Source organism: Mycoplasmopsis felis (assembly GCF_034647055.2).
In the GTDB taxonomy this organism is placed as follows: domain Bacteria; phylum Bacillota_I; class Bacilli_A; order Mycoplasmatales; family Metamycoplasmataceae; genus Mycoplasmopsis; species Mycoplasmopsis felis.
This window is the reverse complement of sequence record NZ_CP141047.2, coordinates 163,710-181,694: the sequence shown is the minus strand read 5'-3', so window position 1 is coordinate 181,694 and position 17,985 is coordinate 163,710. Positions and strand designations below refer to the sequence as shown.

The 17,985-nt window shown below is 22.6% G+C and carries 14 protein-coding genes; 4 read left to right on the top strand and 10 right to left on the bottom strand.

The annotated features are described in order from the left end of the window. Window positions 1–23 precede the first annotated feature (23 nt). The 3 genes from RRG59_RS00815 to RRG59_RS00805 form a co-directional block, all read right to left on the bottom strand. Complete coding sequence (locus RRG59_RS00815) at window positions 24–998, bottom strand: LacI family DNA-binding transcriptional regulator (RefSeq protein WP_036430802.1); 975 nt, start codon at window positions 996–998, stop codon at window positions 24–26. A gap of 78 nt (window positions 999–1,076) precedes the next feature. Then, window positions 1,077–2,855 (bottom strand): Vmc-like lipoprotein signal peptide domain-containing protein, encoded by a 1,779-nt coding sequence (locus RRG59_RS00810; protein WP_322902487.1) that lies wholly within the window; start codon window positions 2,853–2,855, stop codon window positions 1,077–1,079. A 196-nt stretch (window positions 2,856–3,051) separates the two neighbouring features. After that, window positions 3,052–3,792, bottom strand: coding sequence for an MAGa3780 family membrane protein (locus RRG59_RS00805; protein WP_322902485.1), 741 nt, complete (start codon window positions 3,790–3,792; stop codon window positions 3,052–3,054). 113 nt (window positions 3,793–3,905) lie between these two features. Here RRG59_RS00805 and lepA point away from each other — a divergent pair, with 113 nt between their 5' ends. From lepA to RRG59_RS00785, 4 genes are all read left to right on the top strand, one after another. Beyond that, window positions 3,906–5,714: a translation elongation factor 4 gene (gene lepA, locus RRG59_RS00800; RefSeq protein WP_322902484.1), complete on the top strand. Its 1,809-nt coding sequence runs from the start codon at window positions 3,906–3,908 to the stop codon at window positions 5,712–5,714. Window positions 5,715–5,726: 12 nt separating this feature from the next. Next, on the top strand, window positions 5,727–7,634 hold the full coding sequence (locus RRG59_RS00795) for a M13 family metallopeptidase (RefSeq protein WP_322902483.1): 1,908 nt from the start codon (window positions 5,727–5,729) through the stop codon (window positions 7,632–7,634). 69 nt (window positions 7,635–7,703) lie between these two features. Continuing rightward, window positions 7,704–8,534, top strand: coding sequence for a DNA adenine methylase (locus tag RRG59_RS00790; RefSeq protein ID WP_322902482.1), 831 nt, complete (start codon window positions 7,704–7,706; stop codon window positions 8,532–8,534). Further along, entirely contained in the window at window positions 8,524–9,420 is an 897-nt protein-coding gene (locus RRG59_RS00785; protein ID WP_322902480.1) for a type II restriction endonuclease, read from the top strand. The genes RRG59_RS00790 and RRG59_RS00785 overlap by 11 nt, the downstream gene beginning before the upstream one ends. A gap of 81 nt (window positions 9,421–9,501) precedes the next feature. Here RRG59_RS00785 and RRG59_RS00780 read toward each other — a convergent pair whose 3' ends face one another. The 7 genes from RRG59_RS00780 to RRG59_RS00750 all read right to left on the bottom strand — a co-directional run bounded on the left by RRG59_RS00780 (window position 9,502) and on the right by RRG59_RS00750 (window position 17,985). Beyond that, window positions 9,502–11,115, bottom strand: coding sequence for an ABC transporter ATP-binding protein (locus RRG59_RS00780; protein ID WP_322902478.1), 1,614 nt, complete (start codon window positions 11,113–11,115; stop codon window positions 9,502–9,504). Continuing rightward, window positions 11,115–12,665, bottom strand: a complete 1,551-nt coding sequence (locus RRG59_RS00775; RefSeq protein ID WP_322902476.1) for an ABC transporter ATP-binding protein — start codon at window positions 12,663–12,665, stop codon at window positions 11,115–11,117. The genes RRG59_RS00780 and RRG59_RS00775 overlap by 1 nt, the downstream gene beginning before the upstream one ends. A 1-nt stretch (window position 12,666) precedes the next feature. Continuing rightward, window positions 12,667–14,535, bottom strand: a complete 1,869-nt coding sequence (locus tag RRG59_RS00770; protein ID WP_322902473.1) for a class III lanthionine synthetase LanKC N-terminal domain-containing protein — start codon at window positions 14,533–14,535, stop codon at window positions 12,667–12,669. 3 nt (window positions 14,536–14,538) lie between these two features. Continuing rightward, the gene (locus tag RRG59_RS00765; protein WP_156951257.1) at window positions 14,539–14,691 is read right to left on the bottom strand and encodes a hypothetical protein; all 153 of its coding nucleotides are present in this window, start codon (window positions 14,689–14,691) and stop codon (window positions 14,539–14,541) included. A 287-nt stretch (window positions 14,692–14,978) separates the two neighbouring features. Next, a complete protein-coding gene (locus RRG59_RS00760; RefSeq protein WP_322902472.1) occupies window positions 14,979–15,773 on the bottom strand; it encodes a HinfI family type II restriction enzyme in 795 nt (264 codons plus the stop codon). Next, on the bottom strand, window positions 15,766–16,845 hold the full coding sequence (locus tag RRG59_RS00755) for a DNA-methyltransferase (RefSeq protein ID WP_322902470.1): 1,080 nt from the start codon (window positions 16,843–16,845) through the stop codon (window positions 15,766–15,768). Before RRG59_RS00755 ends, RRG59_RS00760 begins: the two co-directional genes overlap by 8 nt. Window positions 16,846–16,917: 72 nt before the next feature. Next, window positions 16,918–17,985, bottom strand: coding sequence for a hypothetical protein (locus tag RRG59_RS00750; protein ID WP_322902467.1), 1,068 nt, complete (start codon window positions 17,983–17,985; stop codon window positions 16,918–16,920).

Below are 17,985 nucleotides of genomic sequence, written 5' to 3'. Positions count from 1 at the left end.
AGAAAATAATCAGAAAATTCTGATTATTTTCTATTTGGATCTACTATTTCTATAGGAATTATTTTAGAAACAGTTTCTCTATGTTCTTTATAGACAGTAATCATATTTTCTATTTTAAAACCTATATTTGGATAATCTATAAATATTTTTGCTGTATATTTTTTAATATTATCATAAATTGACTGATAACCTATATCAGTAAAAAAGTATTCACGAGTTCCTAAAATTAATGCCAATGAAACAAAAACTTCATGAGTTGAACAAATTACATTTTTAATTTTATGTTCTTTCATATAATTATGCAATTTAATTACATCATCAATTTCTTTTTTAGAATTTAATTTAAATTCATGAATTTCTCAATTATTTTCGATACAAGCTCTTTCATAACCTTGTCTTCGCTCTATTGCTTGAGATTCTGATAAACGCTCATCAGTTACAAAAATAGATTTGCGTTCACTAAATTTTGAATTATTAACAACTTTGGTAGTTAAATCAAAAAAACCTTTTGTGATATCTGGTTTAATTCAATTGCAATTTTCAACCTGGTGTCCATATATAATAACTGCCATATCTTCTATTTTTCTTATGAAATCAAACAATTCTTTATCATATTGAGGAATAAACACAACAATAGCAGTTGGTTTCCAAGACATAACATATCTTAATGTTTCAATATATTCTTTTGTTGATGGACCAGAATAAGTAGTGTTTACTTTTCTTCCTGACTTAACACAAGCTATACTAATACCACTGACAATACTTGCATATAGGTTTTGCGCCCAAATTGGCATTATAATAAATACTGAATTATCTCTTCCTCTAATCAATCTTGCTCCATGATTTGGATAATATTCTTTTTCTTTTACAACTCTTTGTATTTTTTCTTTTGTTTTTTTCGAAACATAACCTCTGTTATAAAATCTTGAAATTGTTGATATTGAAACACCAGTTTCTTCTGAAATATCTTTATATGAAAGTTGTTTTTTATTAATCATTTATTTATTATATAAAAAATAAAAAAATGTGGAAATTTACACAATAATTTTTTTGTATGAATTTTTCCACATTTTTTTCTATATATTTGAGTTTGTTGTATTACCTAGAGTTGTATTTTTTAAATATCAGAATGAATGATATGGTGCTGCTCCAAATGTTTTACCATCTTCTTCTTTACCTAAATATTTATCATAAACTTCTTGATAAAAGTATCCATCAATTAATGCTCTATCTATTGAATATAATAATTTAGAAGCAGCGATTTCTCTTGCTCTGTTATTTTGGAACGCTACTTTAAATGTATAAGTTTTTGATCCATTTGTAGGTGTTTGATCATAAAATTCTTTTAGAATTCTATTTTTTAATGCTATTAAATTCTCTTTTATTGTTTGTTCTTCTTCATTTAGTTTGTAAGTTCTAACCATTTGTGGTGTACTTGAATAAATAGCAATGTAATTATTATTTCTAGTTGTAGTTATAGTATTAACTCTATATGCACCATCTGATAAAACAGCAGGTGCATCACTTGGAACTCTAGTTGCTGAATAAGGTGTATTTCTTGTATACGCATTTTCTGTTTCAAATAAACGTGGCTTATGTGTTCTTATTAATCTAACTATTTCATCACGTATTGTTTTAAGTTCTTCTTTTGTTTTTGCAGCATCTATTTGAGAAATAAAATCATAGTTGCTATTTGGTTCATAACTTCTAAGAGTTTTTTCGTTTGTTAAAGTCAAGTCGCGATCTTTTTTAAATTCTTCTTGATATTTTGCTCTTGCTTCTGTAAAAATTGTAAGTAATTCTTCTAATGTAGAATTGTCAGTAACTTTTTTCTTTATTTTATTTCCTTCGGTTGTTGTTAATTTTTTAACCTCTTGATTAATTAATTCTTTTACTTTATTTATTTTTTCTTGTGTTGATGTACTTCCATATGCGTTCTTAACTTCAGTTAACAATGAATCTGCCTCAGTTGAATTTTGAATACTTGTTAATTTAGAAGCAAAATCTTTATCTCCAATTTCTTCAGTGGTCAATAATGTTAAATATGTTTCTATTTCTAATTTTTTAGATTCAAGTTCTCTTTGTTCATCTAATTTTTCTCTTTGGATAATTGCTTCTAATTCTTTTGTTTCAAAATTGATTAATTCAGAATATTTAGTGATTTCTGATACTTTATCAGTTAATTCTTTTTTTCCTTTTTCATCTAATTTTAATGCTTGTATTTTTTCGTTTACTGAAGTTTTTTTACCATCTAATTCGGGCTGTTTTTCTTCATCATATTTATTTATTACTTTTTGAACAAATTCTGAAAATTTTACTTCGCTTTCTTCTAATGAATTCATTTCCTGAACTAATTCATCTTTATTATTAATTTTATTTAATCATTCCTCTGTAATATTTGTTTTTAATTGATTAAAGTGATTGTGAAATTCTTGAATTACTTCAGTAATTACTTCCTTGTTACTTGCTAAAGACAGTTTAGTAATTAATTCAGTTTTTACTAAAGATGAGTCATTAAATGCATTTTTAACTGTTTCTAATCAAGTTGTTTTTTCTTTTGAAATTTCACTTGTTAATAAACTTTGTAAGACTAATTTTAATAATGATAAATTATTTTTATCCCCATTTTCTATTTGTTGTGCATAATCACCTTTTTCAGTAATTTTACCCAATAATTCATTTAATTCAGATCTTAATTGTTTTAATTCTCTTTCTTCTGGTGTTTCAATTTTTTCAGGTTCTGGTGTCTTTGTTGTCACTGGTTCTTTATCATCTTTACATGATACTACACTTGCAACCGAAGCAATTGAAGAAACCAAACCTAATGATAAAATGATTTTTTTAATTTTTTTCATAATTCCCTTTATATATAATAAAAAATTTAAATATTATTTTATTTTATAATATTTTTAAAATTTTAAAAATTTATAAGGTAAATAAAAAAGACATTTCTGTCTTTTGAAATTATTATGAGAAAGGAGAGTTATCTCAAGCAGTGATATATAAGAATAATATATCTCATTCTTGTTTAATTAACAAGGTTCACCTATATTATACATCATTTTTTCTTTTTAAAAATTTTTCTTTACTATATTTAATTTTATAAACTGATTTTCAAAATCACGATAAACCAAAAGGTATCATAAATCCTATAACAAATATCAATAAATCTAAAAATACAACTAAATATATATTTCCTTTTTTATAGAATAAAGGTTCTACAAAATCTAGAAATGAATATATTATAACTCCTTGTTTTTTACCAAATCATTCTTTATATGTACTAAAAAACAATATGAAACTAAAGAAAAAGTAAACTAAAACATAAATTGAAGTATAGGTGAATACTTTTTTGTTCAATTCAATTTCTTTTTTGTAAAATCATAAAAAGATAAAACCTATTATTGGATGAATGCAATGAGTTGTTATTGACCTAATTGAACCTAATCAGTCACTTCAATTTGAGCTTCAAGAAATTAGTGCTCAATAAATAATAAAAGTTATGCTTATTAAAACTGTTGTTCCAAAGAATAATTGTTTTCTGTGTTTACAATTTGGTTTAAGTGATAATAATAACATTGCTATACCTAGAAATAAATTACTTTGGTTAGTAAAATAAAATAAAGATGTATAGTTTTGAAAAATTATATGAAAAGTTATTTTCGATCCTTCTTTGAACTCTTTTGGTTTAAAGTTAACAATATTCTCTATAACAAAAAAAGAAGTTAAGAAAATTATTAATAAACCAAATATAAGTAACAATAATTCTCTTTTTTTAAATTTTGTTTTCATTTAATTAATATATCACTTTATAAACAAAATTAAATGAATTTTTAAAATATGATTTGTTTACTTGAGTATATATAGATATATTAGATTAAAATGTGATATTATTATTAATAATTATGGATAAATCAAAAATTAAAAATTTTTCTATTATTGCTCATATAGATCATGGAAAAAGTACTTTAGCTGATAGGATTTTAGAAAAAACAAACACCGTTGCTTCTAGAGACTTAAAAGAACAATTTTTAGATTCAATGGAATTAGAAAAAGAGCGTGGTATAACAATAAAATTAAATGCTGTTCAAATAAAACACAAAGACTATGTCTTTCATTTAATAGATACTCCTGGTCATGTTGATTTTACTTATGAAGTTTCTAGATCACTTGCTGCATCTGAAGGTGCGTTATTACTTGTGGATGCAACTCAGGGAATAGAAGCTCAAACACTAGCTAACGTTTATTTAGCTCTAGAAAATAATCTTGAAATTATTCCTGTAATAAACAAAATAGATTTACCATCTGCTGATGTTGATGGTGTTAAAAAAGAAATAGAAGATGTTATTGGAATACCTACTGAAAATGCTGTTTTAGTTTCTGCTAAAACTGGTTTAGGTGTTGATAATTTGCTAGATGCAATTATTAAATATATTCCAGTACCTAAAAATGCAGATGATAACAAACCTCTAAAAGCATTAATTTTTGATAGTTATTTTGACTCTTACAGAGGTGTTGTAATGTTAGTACGTATCTTTGAGGGTAAACTAAAAGTAGGTGATAAATTTAAATTTATGTCTCGGAAAGATGATGCTAATAATTATCATGTTATTGAACTAGGAATAAGAAATCCACACGAAAGTAAAAAAGAATGATTAGAAGCAGGTGAAGTTGGTTGAGTATCTGCTGCAATTAGAGATGCAAAAGAAGTTAATGTCGGTGATACAATAACATTAATAGATAATCCTACACAAACTGCATTACCTGGTTATAAAAAAATGAAACCAGTTGTTTTTACTGGATTTTATCCAGTTGATACAAGAGATTATTCATTATTAAAAGAAAGTTTAGAGAAAATTTCACTGAGTGATTCATCAATCTCATGAGAACAAGAAACATCTAAAGCGCTTGGTTTTGGTTTCAGGGTAGGGTTTCTTGGTTTATTGCACATGGAAATACTTCAAGAAAGATTAGATAGGGAATATAAAGTTGGAATTATTGCTACTAGTCCTAGTGTTGAATATAAAGTTACTACAACCAAAGGTGAAATAGAAATGATTGCTAACCCTACTTTGCTTCCTGATAGAACATTTATTGAAAAAATAGAAGAACCTTACATACAAGCAAATATTTTTATACCTAATGAATATATTGGTAATGTAATGGAACTATGTCAAAATAAAAGAGGTATCTATAAATCTTTAGAAATGATTGATTCTAAGCGTTCTTCTGTTGTTTATGAACTTCCTTTAGGAGAAACAATTTTTGATTTTTTTGATAGATTAAAATCTACTACTAAAGGATATGCATCATTTGAATATGAGTGAATTGGTTATAGAGAAAGTGATTTAGTTAAAGTTGATATTTTATTAAATAGTGATAAAGTAGATGCTTTTTCTATTATTGCACATAAAGATAAAGCATATGAACAAGCAAGAGAATTATGTGTTAAATTAAAAGATGCCATCCCTAGACAAAACTTTGAAGTACCAGTTCAAGCTACTATTGGTGGTAAAATAATAGCAAGAGAAACAATAAAAGCATATAGAAAAGACGTTACTGCTAAACTTTATGGTGGTGATGTAACCAGAAGACAAAAATTACTTAAAAAACAAAAAGAAGGTAAAAAGAGAATGAAGAAACTTGGAAGTATTGAAGTCCCTCAAGAAGCTTTCTTATCTGTTTTAAAAACAAACATTGAAACTAAAAAATAAAAAGGAGAAATTATGAAACCATTATTAAAAGATGATTTTTTTGAATATGTTAACTATGAATGATTAAAAGAAGCAAAAATACCAGATGATAGATCATCAATTGGTTCTTTTGTGGAATTAGATATGAAATTAGAGAAACTTTTAAAAAATTTAATTTTTGATTGAAGTACTAATAAAAAGGAAATACCGTCTAAATATCCTTTATTAAAAGAAATGATTAAGTTTCATTCAATGATTTTAGATGAGAATAAACGTGAAGAACTTTCTTGAAAACCTATCAAAAACTACTTAAACAAACTTTTAGAAATAAACTCATTTTCTGATTTATATAATCAAGATAGGGATTTTTGATTATCTTATAATTCACTTCCTGTAGAAATTCAAGTTTATGAGGATTTTATAGAAAATACCAAAAAAATTGTTTGGTTAGATTCTTTAAGTTGTATATTACCTTCTAAAGAAACATATCAACAAGAAACTGAAAAAACTAAATTATTAACTTCTTGAAAAAATATGGTTGTAGATTTATTAATAGATTATGGATTTAGTAAGCAAAAATCTGAATCTATGGTAGAAAACGCAATCAAATTCGATGACTTATTAAAAGATTATTTATTAAGTTCTGTAGAACAAGCAAATTATGTTGCTTTATATAATTTAAAACAAAGAGATGAATTAAATGGTTATATCAATAAATTTAATCTTATTAATTTATTAGATTTAATTATTGGTCAAGAGGTTACAGAAGCATCTATTCCTAATTTAAGACTATATGAAAATTTTGACAAAATTTTCTCTGAAGAAAATTTTGATTTATACAAAGACTTATTATTTATAAACAATTTATTAAGTAATACAAGTTATTTATCAGAAAAAATCAGAATTAAGGCAACAGAATACAAAAAAACTGTTTATTCAATAAATAAAGAAAGAAGTTTATCAGATTATGCTTTTGACTTAACATCTAAATACTTCGGAATGCCTTTAGGTATGTTTTATGCTCATGAATATTTTGGTAAAAAAGCAAAAGAAGATGTTGAATATATGGTTAAATCAATGATTGAAATCTACAAAGAAAGATTGCAAAAAAATGATTGACTTTCAAAAGAAACAATTCAAAAAGCAATTATTAAATTAAATAAATTTGATTATATGGTTGGATTCCCAGAAGAAATAAGACCATATTATGAGAAATTTATGGTTAAAACATATGAAGATGGTTCAAATATTTTTGAAAATATAAGAAAATTTAGTAAACATATTACTAATTACAATCTTTCTTTATATCATAAGAGTGAAAGCAAGAAATTATGAGGTATGTCACCTGCTACTGTTAATGCTTATTATAATCCAACTAAAAATCACATTGTCTTTCCTGCTGGAATTCTTTCTTCTCCTTTTTATAATATAAATGCATCTAAATCATCTAATTATGGATCAATTGGTGCTGTTATTGCTCATGAAATTTCTCATGGGTTCGATAATAATGGAGCTCAATTTGATGAAAATGGTGCATTAAATAATTGATGAACTGAAAATGATTTAAAAGAATTTCAAAATAGAACTCAAAGTGTCATTGAATTGTATGACAAAAGAGAAACTAAATATGGTCCAGTTAATGGTAAATTAACTGTTTCTGAAAATATAGCAGATATCGGCGGACTAAGTTGTGCTTTAGAAGCTGCAAAAAGAGAACCAGACTTTTCTCTTGAAGAATTCTTTATAAGTTGGGCAAAAGCATGAAGATCTGTTTATAAAGAAGGAACTGCAAAAAGATTATTAGATTCTGATGTTCATGCACCCGCTAAAATCAGAGCAAATATAGTTGCTGCTAATATGGATGAATTTCAAGACTTCTTTAAAATAACCGAAAATGACAAAATGTACATAAAACCATCAAAACGTGTAAAGATATGATAAAAGATACTATAACGTATCTTTTATTTATGTTTTTAAAATTAAATGTTGATATACTTTAAACGGAGAATTATGAAACCTTTTTTAAAATGAGTTGGTGGTAAAACACAATTATTAAATAAAGTTAATGAATTAATCCCAAAAGACTTTAACACATATATTGAACCTTTTGTTGGTGGTGGTGCAGTTTTGTTTAATATAAAACCTCAAAATTTTATTATAAATGATGTTAATAGTGAATTAATTAATCTATATCAAGTAATAAAAAATAGAAAATATTTTAATGATTTGTTAAATAATTTAAAAATTCACCAAAATAATCATAATGAAGAGTATTTTTATCAAATCAGAAATATGGACAGAGTTAGTGATTTTAATTCAATTAATAAAGTTACCAGAGCAGCAAGAATGATTTATTTGAATAAATCTTGTTTTAACGGTTTATATCGAGTTAACTCAAAAGGTTTTTTCAATGTTCCCTCAGGAAAGAAAGAAAAAGTAAATTTATATGACTATAATAATATACTTCAAATTCATCAATATTTACAAAATTCTAACAATCAATTAATGAACATAGATTTTCAAGAGTGTTTAAAATACGCAAACAAGGGTGATTTTGTCTATTTAGATCCTCCTTATGATAGTTATGAAAATAAAATAACGTTTACTTCATATGATCAAAATAATTTCAATAAAAATGATCAAATAAGACTTTTTAAAGTATTTCAAGAATTGGATAAAAAAGGTGTGAAATTAATGTTAAGTAATCATAATACAGAATTCATACAAAATTTATACAAAGATTATAAAATTTTTGTTGTACATGCTAAAAGAAATATAAATTCAAAAGGTGATGGTAGAGGAACAGTTGAGGAAGTGTTAATTATTAATTATGAAAGATAAAAATAAAAGAGATTTTAAATATTGATTTAATGATTTAAAAGACACAATTACTGGTTGAAAGTATTTTGTTGATTTTCAAAAATCTTTTGAGAATGTACAAAAATACAAGGTTGAATTAAATATTTTAAATTCGTTGATAGGGTCAAAAAACATTAAAGAAGAATTCAAACATATATTAATTAAGTATCCAGAAACAATAAAAGTTATACCAATTCTATTGGCTACAAGAGAAAAAGAAATAAAAATTCTGACAAAAGAATCAAATTGCATTTTTAGGTTTAAGGATAAATGAAATAGCTTAGATGAATACTTATTATTTTTAGATAAAACTGGTTTGTTAGATTTAATTTCGAACAAAATAATTAATAATTTAGTAGATTATGTTTTAGGAGTTGAAGTTGGTTTAGATTCTAATTCTAGAAAAAATAGAACTGGTAAAAGTATGGAGGCCATAATTGAAAATCACATTCTTGAGTCAGGTTATATAGAAAATCATACATATTTTAAACAAACAACATTAAGAAAAGTCTTTACTAGTGTAAATTTGAATAATTCTTTTAATAAAGATATATTAGAGAAACAATTTGATTTTATTTTATTAGATAAATTTAATAATATTTATTGTATTGAATGTAATTTCTATCAAAAGAATGGTTCAAAACTTAATGAAGTAGCAAGAAGTTACAAAAATTTATATTTAGAATCAAAAAGAATCGATGGTTTTAATTTTATATGAATCACAGACGGAATTGGTTGAAAAGGTTCTAAAAAAATTTTAGAAGATGTATTTGGAACTATTCCTCATTTATATAATATTAAAGATTTAGAAAATGGAATTTTAAAGAATTTAAATCCAAAGGTTAATAAAATTAATAATAAATTATAATTAAAAAATAAATCGTTTTCTTCTATATATTAGTAGTATCGATTTATTTTTTAATTATGGAGAAACAAATGAAAATTATAATTATTCGTTGTTTTTTACATAATGGTTTAAATTTATAACTTCATCAAATAAAGTAATTTCTGCTGTGTCTAAGTGATGTGAAATAAATATTATTGTTTTATTTAATGAGATTAATTTTTTTAAAATTTTATTTCTTAACTCTTTGTTTAAATTAGATAATGATTCATCTAAAATATATATATCTTTATCATAAAAAAATGTTCTTGCTAATGATAATCTTTGTTGTTGACCTAAAGATAATTGATTACCTGACACAAAATTTTGATTTTCTAATTCATAAATAACTTCGTTTTTTAATTCAAAAAAGTCTAAAATCTCTTCTATTTTTTTGTCATCAAATAAATTAACGTTATTTTTTATGTCTAAGTCAAAAACAAAGTTTTCAGGACTTAAATAGGTTATTCTTTTTAATATTTCTCTAGTGTTATATTCAGTGCTTTTATACTCATTAATATAGATTGAACCTTCATAGTTGTTATGCATATTTAATATAGATTTTATAAATGTAGATTTGCCAACTCCCGATTCTCCAATAATTAAATATTTCTTGTCTTTTTGAATTTCAATAGAAAGATTTTCAAAAAGTGTTTTACTTGTTTGTTTTAGAGTTAGGTTTTTTATTTTTATAGTTTTTATTTCTTCTATTTGTTTATGATTTTTTTCTTCTTTTAATTTTAAATCAAGTGATTTATATAAAATTAATGAAGCAAAAAACTTTTGAAAGTCAGTGATTAATGTAATAAACTCACTTTTTAAATCAGTAATGATTTTAATAAATAAGTAAATAATTCCTAATGAGATTCCGAATTGATTTTTTAAGTAAAATAATGATAATAAAATCAAACCCACAAGTTTTGTTAATTCTAAAATTGCTGATGATATTTCAGAGTCTCAAATAGATAATCTATCTTTTTTATAAAGAATTTGACAGTATTTATATATAGAATTTTCTAGTTTTTTAATTAATAAATTTTGTTTATTAGCAAAATAAAGCACTGAATATCTTTCTAAGTAATATGATACTTCAGAAGTTAATCTATTAAATAATTCTTGATTTTCTTGCACATAAAATTCTGTTTTCTTAAAAAATAAAAATTTGGAAAAGGAATTTAGAATTAACAATGATAAAACTAACAATAATATAATTCAATTATAAAAACCAAAGTAAATAATTATAAAAATAAAATTTATAGAAACTGATATTATACTTATTAATGGTAATAATGATGATTGTAAAATATTACCTGAATTATTAAAAATGAAGTTAAATGCTTGTTCAGGTGAGTATTTTTTGACTGATTCTATATCAGCTTTTTTATATTGATTGTAAAAATTTTTTGAAATTGACCTTCCCACATATAAACTAAACTTATTATTTAATTTATAATAGAAATAGCTAAAGAATAAGTTTAGTAATTGTCCTATAATTATAAAAATTATTAATAATAAAAATGATAAAAATGAATTGTTCTCTATTATTTCAAAATTATTAGCAATAGAATCAATTACAAAAGATTCTAAAATGTTAATGCTAGTTTCAAATAACAATAAAATTGTTGCTAAAAATAAAAATGTTATAAATGGTGTTTTTATATCTTTTAGAATTTTTTGCATTAATTCCTTTCTATGTTTATAACTTCATCATATAAAGATGAATCGACAATATTATGTGTGATATTGATTAATAACGTTTCTTTTAAATTACTTAATATTCTTTTAACACTATCTTTATCAATGTTAGAAAAACTCTCGTCTGTGATTAGTGTGTTATGGTTTCTATAAAAAAACCTAGCAAAATTAATTTTTTGTTTTTGACCAGTAGATAGATTTTGATTTTCATCTATTGTTAAATTTATATCTAAATCTTTTAAATCAGCTTTTTCCAGACTATTAATTGCTTTCTCAAATTGATTTTCTTCTCACAAAGTAATATTGTTATATATTGAATCATAAAATAAATTTTCTGATGTATCTAAAAATGTAAGAGAATTTATTAAATCATTAGTGTGAATTTCTTTTAAATTTTTATTATTTATATAAATGTTACCTTCATAATTATTTATTTGTTTTAAAAGTATTTTTATCAAGGTCGATTTACCTGAACCCGATTTGCCAATAATTGCATATTTTTTATTTTTCAGGAAAGTAAAGTTAAAATCTTTGAATACATAATCTTCGTTATATTTGAATGATAGATTCTCAAATCTTATTTCATTTATTTGAATTTTTTCAAAATTATTATTTGGCAATGAATAATTTGAAAATTCTTTTATATATGTTTTATAGGATATAACATTTTGTAATAAAAATAAAAACTCTCTTAAATTTATACTAAAGTTTAAAAATAATGATGGTAATACAAATAAGGAACTTATAGGTTCATTTAAAAATAAAATAAAATAACCAATTAAAAATAAGAATAAAGTATTACTTAGTTGCTGAACAGAACTACTTAATAACTCTATAACGATTACTTTAGACTGTTTTTTGTCTATACTTTTTATTAATCTTAAAATTAAGTTGTCAATAAATAATAAAATTTTCTCTTCTTTTCCTAAATAAAACAACATTTCAAAACCTTTAAAAACATTAGTAAATAATGACATGATTTTTTCTTGTTCTTTATTAAACTTGTTATGTATTGAACCTGCTATAACTGATAAAAATATTGGTAGGATAAAACTCATAAACAATATACTTAAACCAATCAAAGATAATTTTCAACTAACGATAAATAAAAGAATTAGTGTTATTAAATTCGTAAGAAAATTTAATGTAGTTGAAAAAAGCATATTAAAGACAAGTCTCCTTATTTCTGGTATTCTAAACTTTATTCAACTTAAATATTTACCTTGATCATTTTTTTCTACTTCTAATGATGTTAATGTACTTATTTTATTAATAACATCATTGTTTAAATTTAAATTAATATAATAGTTTCATTTATTTTTTCATAATAAATTCATAAATGAACTTATTATGAAAATAACGACAAAAACTGTTATCAATATAATGTGTAAATTTACTTTAGTTTGATTGTGTGATTGTAGATTAGAAATTAATTCAGTAGTGAAAAAAATAATTAACGAACTGCTTATTACAACTAAGAAATAAAATAAAGAAATAAATAATAACAAAATTTTTTTATTAAAGTACTTTTTCAAATTAGTTCACCTCACTTTCTTTTTTATAAATCGATAATAAGAAATATAGTCCTTTATACCCTTTTAAAAAACTATTGTCTATTTCTTTGAAATCATAATCTAATATCTTTTCATCTTTAACATATTGATAGAAATTTCCAATAAGATATTTATTTTTTAATGAAAGATAATCAATTAAAAATATTTTGCTAATCAAATGATTAACTAATAAGATACCTGCATAACCATTACCTAATCCTATTTTTCTTGAAAATCATAATAATGTAATTTTGCTTATTTTTTCTATTTCATCAAAGAAATCATTATTCTCAAATCTAAATGAATAAAAACAAAGTAAATATAAAATGCCCATAGTTCCATCTAATAAATATGGTGAGTTATTTTTTCCATTAAAAAATAAGTGTTCTGCATTTAAGTTCTTTTTGATTTCGATAAATCATTTGTTTAGATAATGATTTGCATCTTCTTTTGTTTGTGTGATTAATACATTAAGATGTTCATAAAATAAAAAATTATTGTTATTTAACTCGTTATTCAAAATTTTAAAAATTTCTTTTGGTTCTGATAAGTTATACAAATTATATAAATTACTTTCTTTTTGATTTAGTAAACTTTCTAGTTTTATAAAATCCTCTTGATAAGATATATTTTTATTAAATTCTAAATTAAAAATTGTAAATAATTCTTTTATAATTTTTTCTATTCTAGGATTTATATAAGTTAAATTTGATATATATTTATAAAAATTAATTTCAGATTCTAGTTTATAATCAAACAATAAATCACACAACATTCAAAATAGTTTATTTTTATCATTTTTAAAATATAATGAACTTTTGTCATCATACTCATTAATAATTTTATAAAAACCTTCTTTTTCTATTTTATTATTTGACAAATATGAGTATTCTAAATCTATAAAACTTAATCTTTTTGTTTCATCATTTCAAATAAAATTATCTAATTTCACATCATTAAGAAATAATCTTTTTCTCTTTAAATATTTTAATAAACCTTTAATATTACTTAAAAGGGAAATAATTTGATTTACCTTTTCATCTTTTTCCATACCAAATAATGTACAAAAGTGACTTTTTAAAGTTAATAAATTACTTCCTTGTTTGAATTCATATAAATAATATGAATTATTATATTCTTCTCAACATTCTACAGCTTTAGGAAAATAACTACTTCTGATATCTTTAGATATCAGAAATTCATTTTGTTTATGATGATTTTCCTCTTTATAAAAATTCTTATATTTAAGTTCCTTTAAAATATAAAAAATATTTTTATATTTTACTAGTCATACATTTGAGTAAGTATCATAATAAATCAAACCAACTATTTCATATTTATTTATATTCTTCTTTATCTTTACTTCTTTTTGAAATGGGTCAACTATATCATCTGGTTTATATTTTTTAATTAGATTTCTTTGTTCTTCTTTTATAAAATTTCCATATCTATAATGTAGTATAGAATTTTTATATTGTCTATCTGTAAATGTTCCTGGTCCATCATAATTCTTTAATTTACTTTCTAAATTTTCTAAAATAAAACTTGCTTGAGATTCATCTTTTGGATATATTGTAATAAATTTTCCTAGTAAATTTGATGGTTTTTTATTAAATATTGATTTTACAAATTCCTCTTTATTTGAAATATATTTAAAGGTTATATTATTTTTGAAAAGAAAATTAATTGTTATTTCTAATATTTCATTAAAATCATTTGTAAATGAAGATACATGGATTTTTCAACCTTTTTCTGGCAACTTATATGATGTTGATTTGAATAATTTAAAAACACCTGATTCAATTGTTTTAAAATTTCTTGGTGTTTTTAACTTGAATTCTATATTTTTCATATTTTATACCTTACAAATGAATGTAAAAGTACTTTCACAAAAAATTGTATATTTCTTTGCTGCAAATTTTCCATCCCCAAGATTTTCTATTTCTGTTATAGGAAATGTATTTAATGTTTTTGTGTCAACAAAATTATAATTATATAATTCGTTCATTTCTTCTCCTTCTTTTTGATTTGATGAATATAAAGAAAAAACCTTTTACTTATTTGAGTAAAAGGTTTTATTTTAATTAAAATAAAAAATAATAACTATTAATAATTACTCAAATAACAAAAACAACTATTAAATTTAATAGCTTTTTTAATGTTTTTAATTACTAAAGTGTTTAATTGTTGCATTTGTTATTCCTTTATATTCTGTTATTATTTTAACACATAAAATAAATAATAAGAAATTTTGTTTTCTATTTATATGAACCAACATCACATTAAATAAAATTACTAATTATTTTTAAGTATATTATTATACATATTATTAAACATATTAATTGTTTCTTGGTTTTCTGATAGTTTTAATAAATAATTATCTAATTCCTTATAATCAATTGTTAAAAATTGCTCAAAAAATCTTTTTCCTCTATAAATTACTTCCTTTTCTGGTAAATAAATATTCCCTTTCATTATTTTGTTATTAAAATAAAACAAAATAGGAATAATTTCTGTATTTACTCCAAGTTCTTCATTTAACAAATAACAATAAGTTTTTAGAAATTTTCTATTTATATCTATAAATTTACCAGTATCATGATCATCATTGTATTTAATTTCAACATAATAAATTTTATTCTCTTTTTTGTCTTTGAATAATAAATCAATATCATGGCTTGATTTTATGAATTTACCTTTATTTATATTCGTTTTTAAAGATGTCAAGAGATTATGGTATTCTCTATCTAAATCAATATTCAAATCTTGTTGGCATCTTGTTATATATTCATCTATTTGTTTTTCATTTGCTTGAGATATAAGAAAATTATTATATCTCTTCCCTGAATATTTAGAGATTATTTCATATCTAGGATTTTCTTTTATCAAATTCTGAATCAATATTTCTATAAAATTACCAAACTGAATGTTCATACTTTGTAATATTCCACCAAGTATTCTATATCTTTTAGGAATGAAGTGAATTTTGTTATTATGTTTTTGGGATAAATAATTAACTTTTAAAAGGCTTTTGTTAATTATTTCTTTTACTGCTTCTCTTATCAATCTTTTTATATCTTTATTAATCATTATTTTTCTCAGTAAATAAATATCTTAAATCATTAATAGAAATAATTTTATTTTTATATTCAACATAAAAATAATCTCAACCATTATTATTTATTTTATTAAGTTTTTTTGCACTCATTTTATGTATAGAGAGTTCTTCTTCACCATCCCATACTTTACCAGTTTCTAATAGAGTACATATTTTCTTATTATTTTTGTCATATAAAGAATCTCCAGGTTTTAAATAATGAAATTCTAATAATTTTTGAACAGAAACTTTTGGAGGTTGAACTTCTAAATCTAAGTTAGTAATATTATTGCTCTCTATTTGTGTATTTTCTATTCTTTTTTGGGCAGGTTCTATATATTTAAATTCTCTTTCTATACCTATTCAGTTTCTTCCTATTTTTTTTGCTATAACACCGGTTGTTCCAGTCCCAAAAAATGGGTCTAAAATTAAGTCATTAGGTTTTGTTGCTGCTAAGATTATTTTATATAATAATGCTTCTGGTTTTTGAGTGTTATGTATTTTTTTTCCATTTGAATCTTTTAATCTTTCTTTTCCTGTAGATAAAGAAATGTTTCAAACTGATTTTTCTTGTTTTTGGTTATTTAAAAATTTCATCGTTTTATAATTAAAAGTAAATTTAGATTTTTTTGATTTTGCAGCTCATATCATAGTTTCATGAGAATTAACAAATCTTGTTCCTGCAAAATTTGGAACTGGATTTGTTTTACTTCAAACAATATCATTAATTATTCAAAAACCTAAATTTTGTAATAAATAGCCTATTCTGAATATATTTTGAAATGAACCAATAACACAAATAGTCCCGTTAGGTTTTAAAACCCTTTGACATTCTGTTAATCATTTCAATGAATATTCATCATATTCATTGAAATCTTTAAATTTATCTCAGTCATCATCTACACCATTGAATTTTTCACCATTAGTTCTTAATAATTCTTTTTCTGTTTGCATAAAATAGGGTGGGTCTGCGAATATAAAGTCTATACTTTGGTTTGGAATTTTTTTTAATACATAAGTATTTTCGCCTTGTATTATTTTGTTAATAAAATGATCTATTTTCAATGTTTCTCCTAGCTTTGTTTGTCAAGTAATATTACAAATATTATAATTAAAAATAACTCAAATGAGTTATTTTTAATCTAAATAAGTTGGTATATATATTAATGATAATATGTAATATAGTGTATATGTATCTAATAATACATCTTTGTATATGTGTTTACTTAATTTTTCCTCAGAACTTAAGAATGTTGGGAATGATAATTCCATAAAATTTGAATCAATATTAAATGTAAACCTAATTAAAGCAGCACTTGAATGAATTTTTAATCCTGATAGTTTAGTTCCTTCTTTATCATAATATCTTTTTAAAGATAATTCCATAGATAAAGGTGTATACATCATTCTAGCTTTAATTGGATCTGGTGAAACCAAATTAAATGTTTTATTAAAATTATCATTTTCTGTTTCAATAGATTTTTTTCTACTAAATTTTCCATCAAGTAAAGTAAATTCAAAAGCTTTCTCTTTTAAATAAGTTGTGTCTAATTTAATAAAACCTGAATAATGATAAGATCTTGTGATTTCACCTTTAGAATTTTGTGTTTCTTTTTCATATTCAACAACATATAGTTTAGCAGGATAGTCATTTATTAAAAGATAATGTTCGTCTAATATTCTATTGAAATAAGCATCATAAGGAATTTTAGATGATTTAAAAGCATCTAATTCTTTAGCAGATAATATTTCACAATTTTTATATAAGTTTATTGTTTTTTCTAATTTATCATGTTGAACATAACCAACATATTTAATACCTTTATCTAATTCTGTAAATGCATGTTGATAAAGTGATAATCTATCTATATGACTTCTAATTAACCCATAAACATCATATTTTTTCTTATTATAAATATAAAACATAACAGCAGAAATTCCTATTGTTAATACAAATAAAAGAAAAAAAATTAAAGAAACAATAAGATTATTTTCATTTTTAGAAAATATAATTATCATTAATGATATAAACAATCATAAAATACTAATACCCAAAAAAGAATATTTTAAAATTCTGTATTTTTTTAATATGGGTGTTTTTTCTTTTAAAACTTTATTCACAGATTCTTTTATTCAAGGAAAAAGACTTTTATCTGCACTCTCTTTATATTCTTGAAACTTTTTATAATCATTAACTATTTTCAT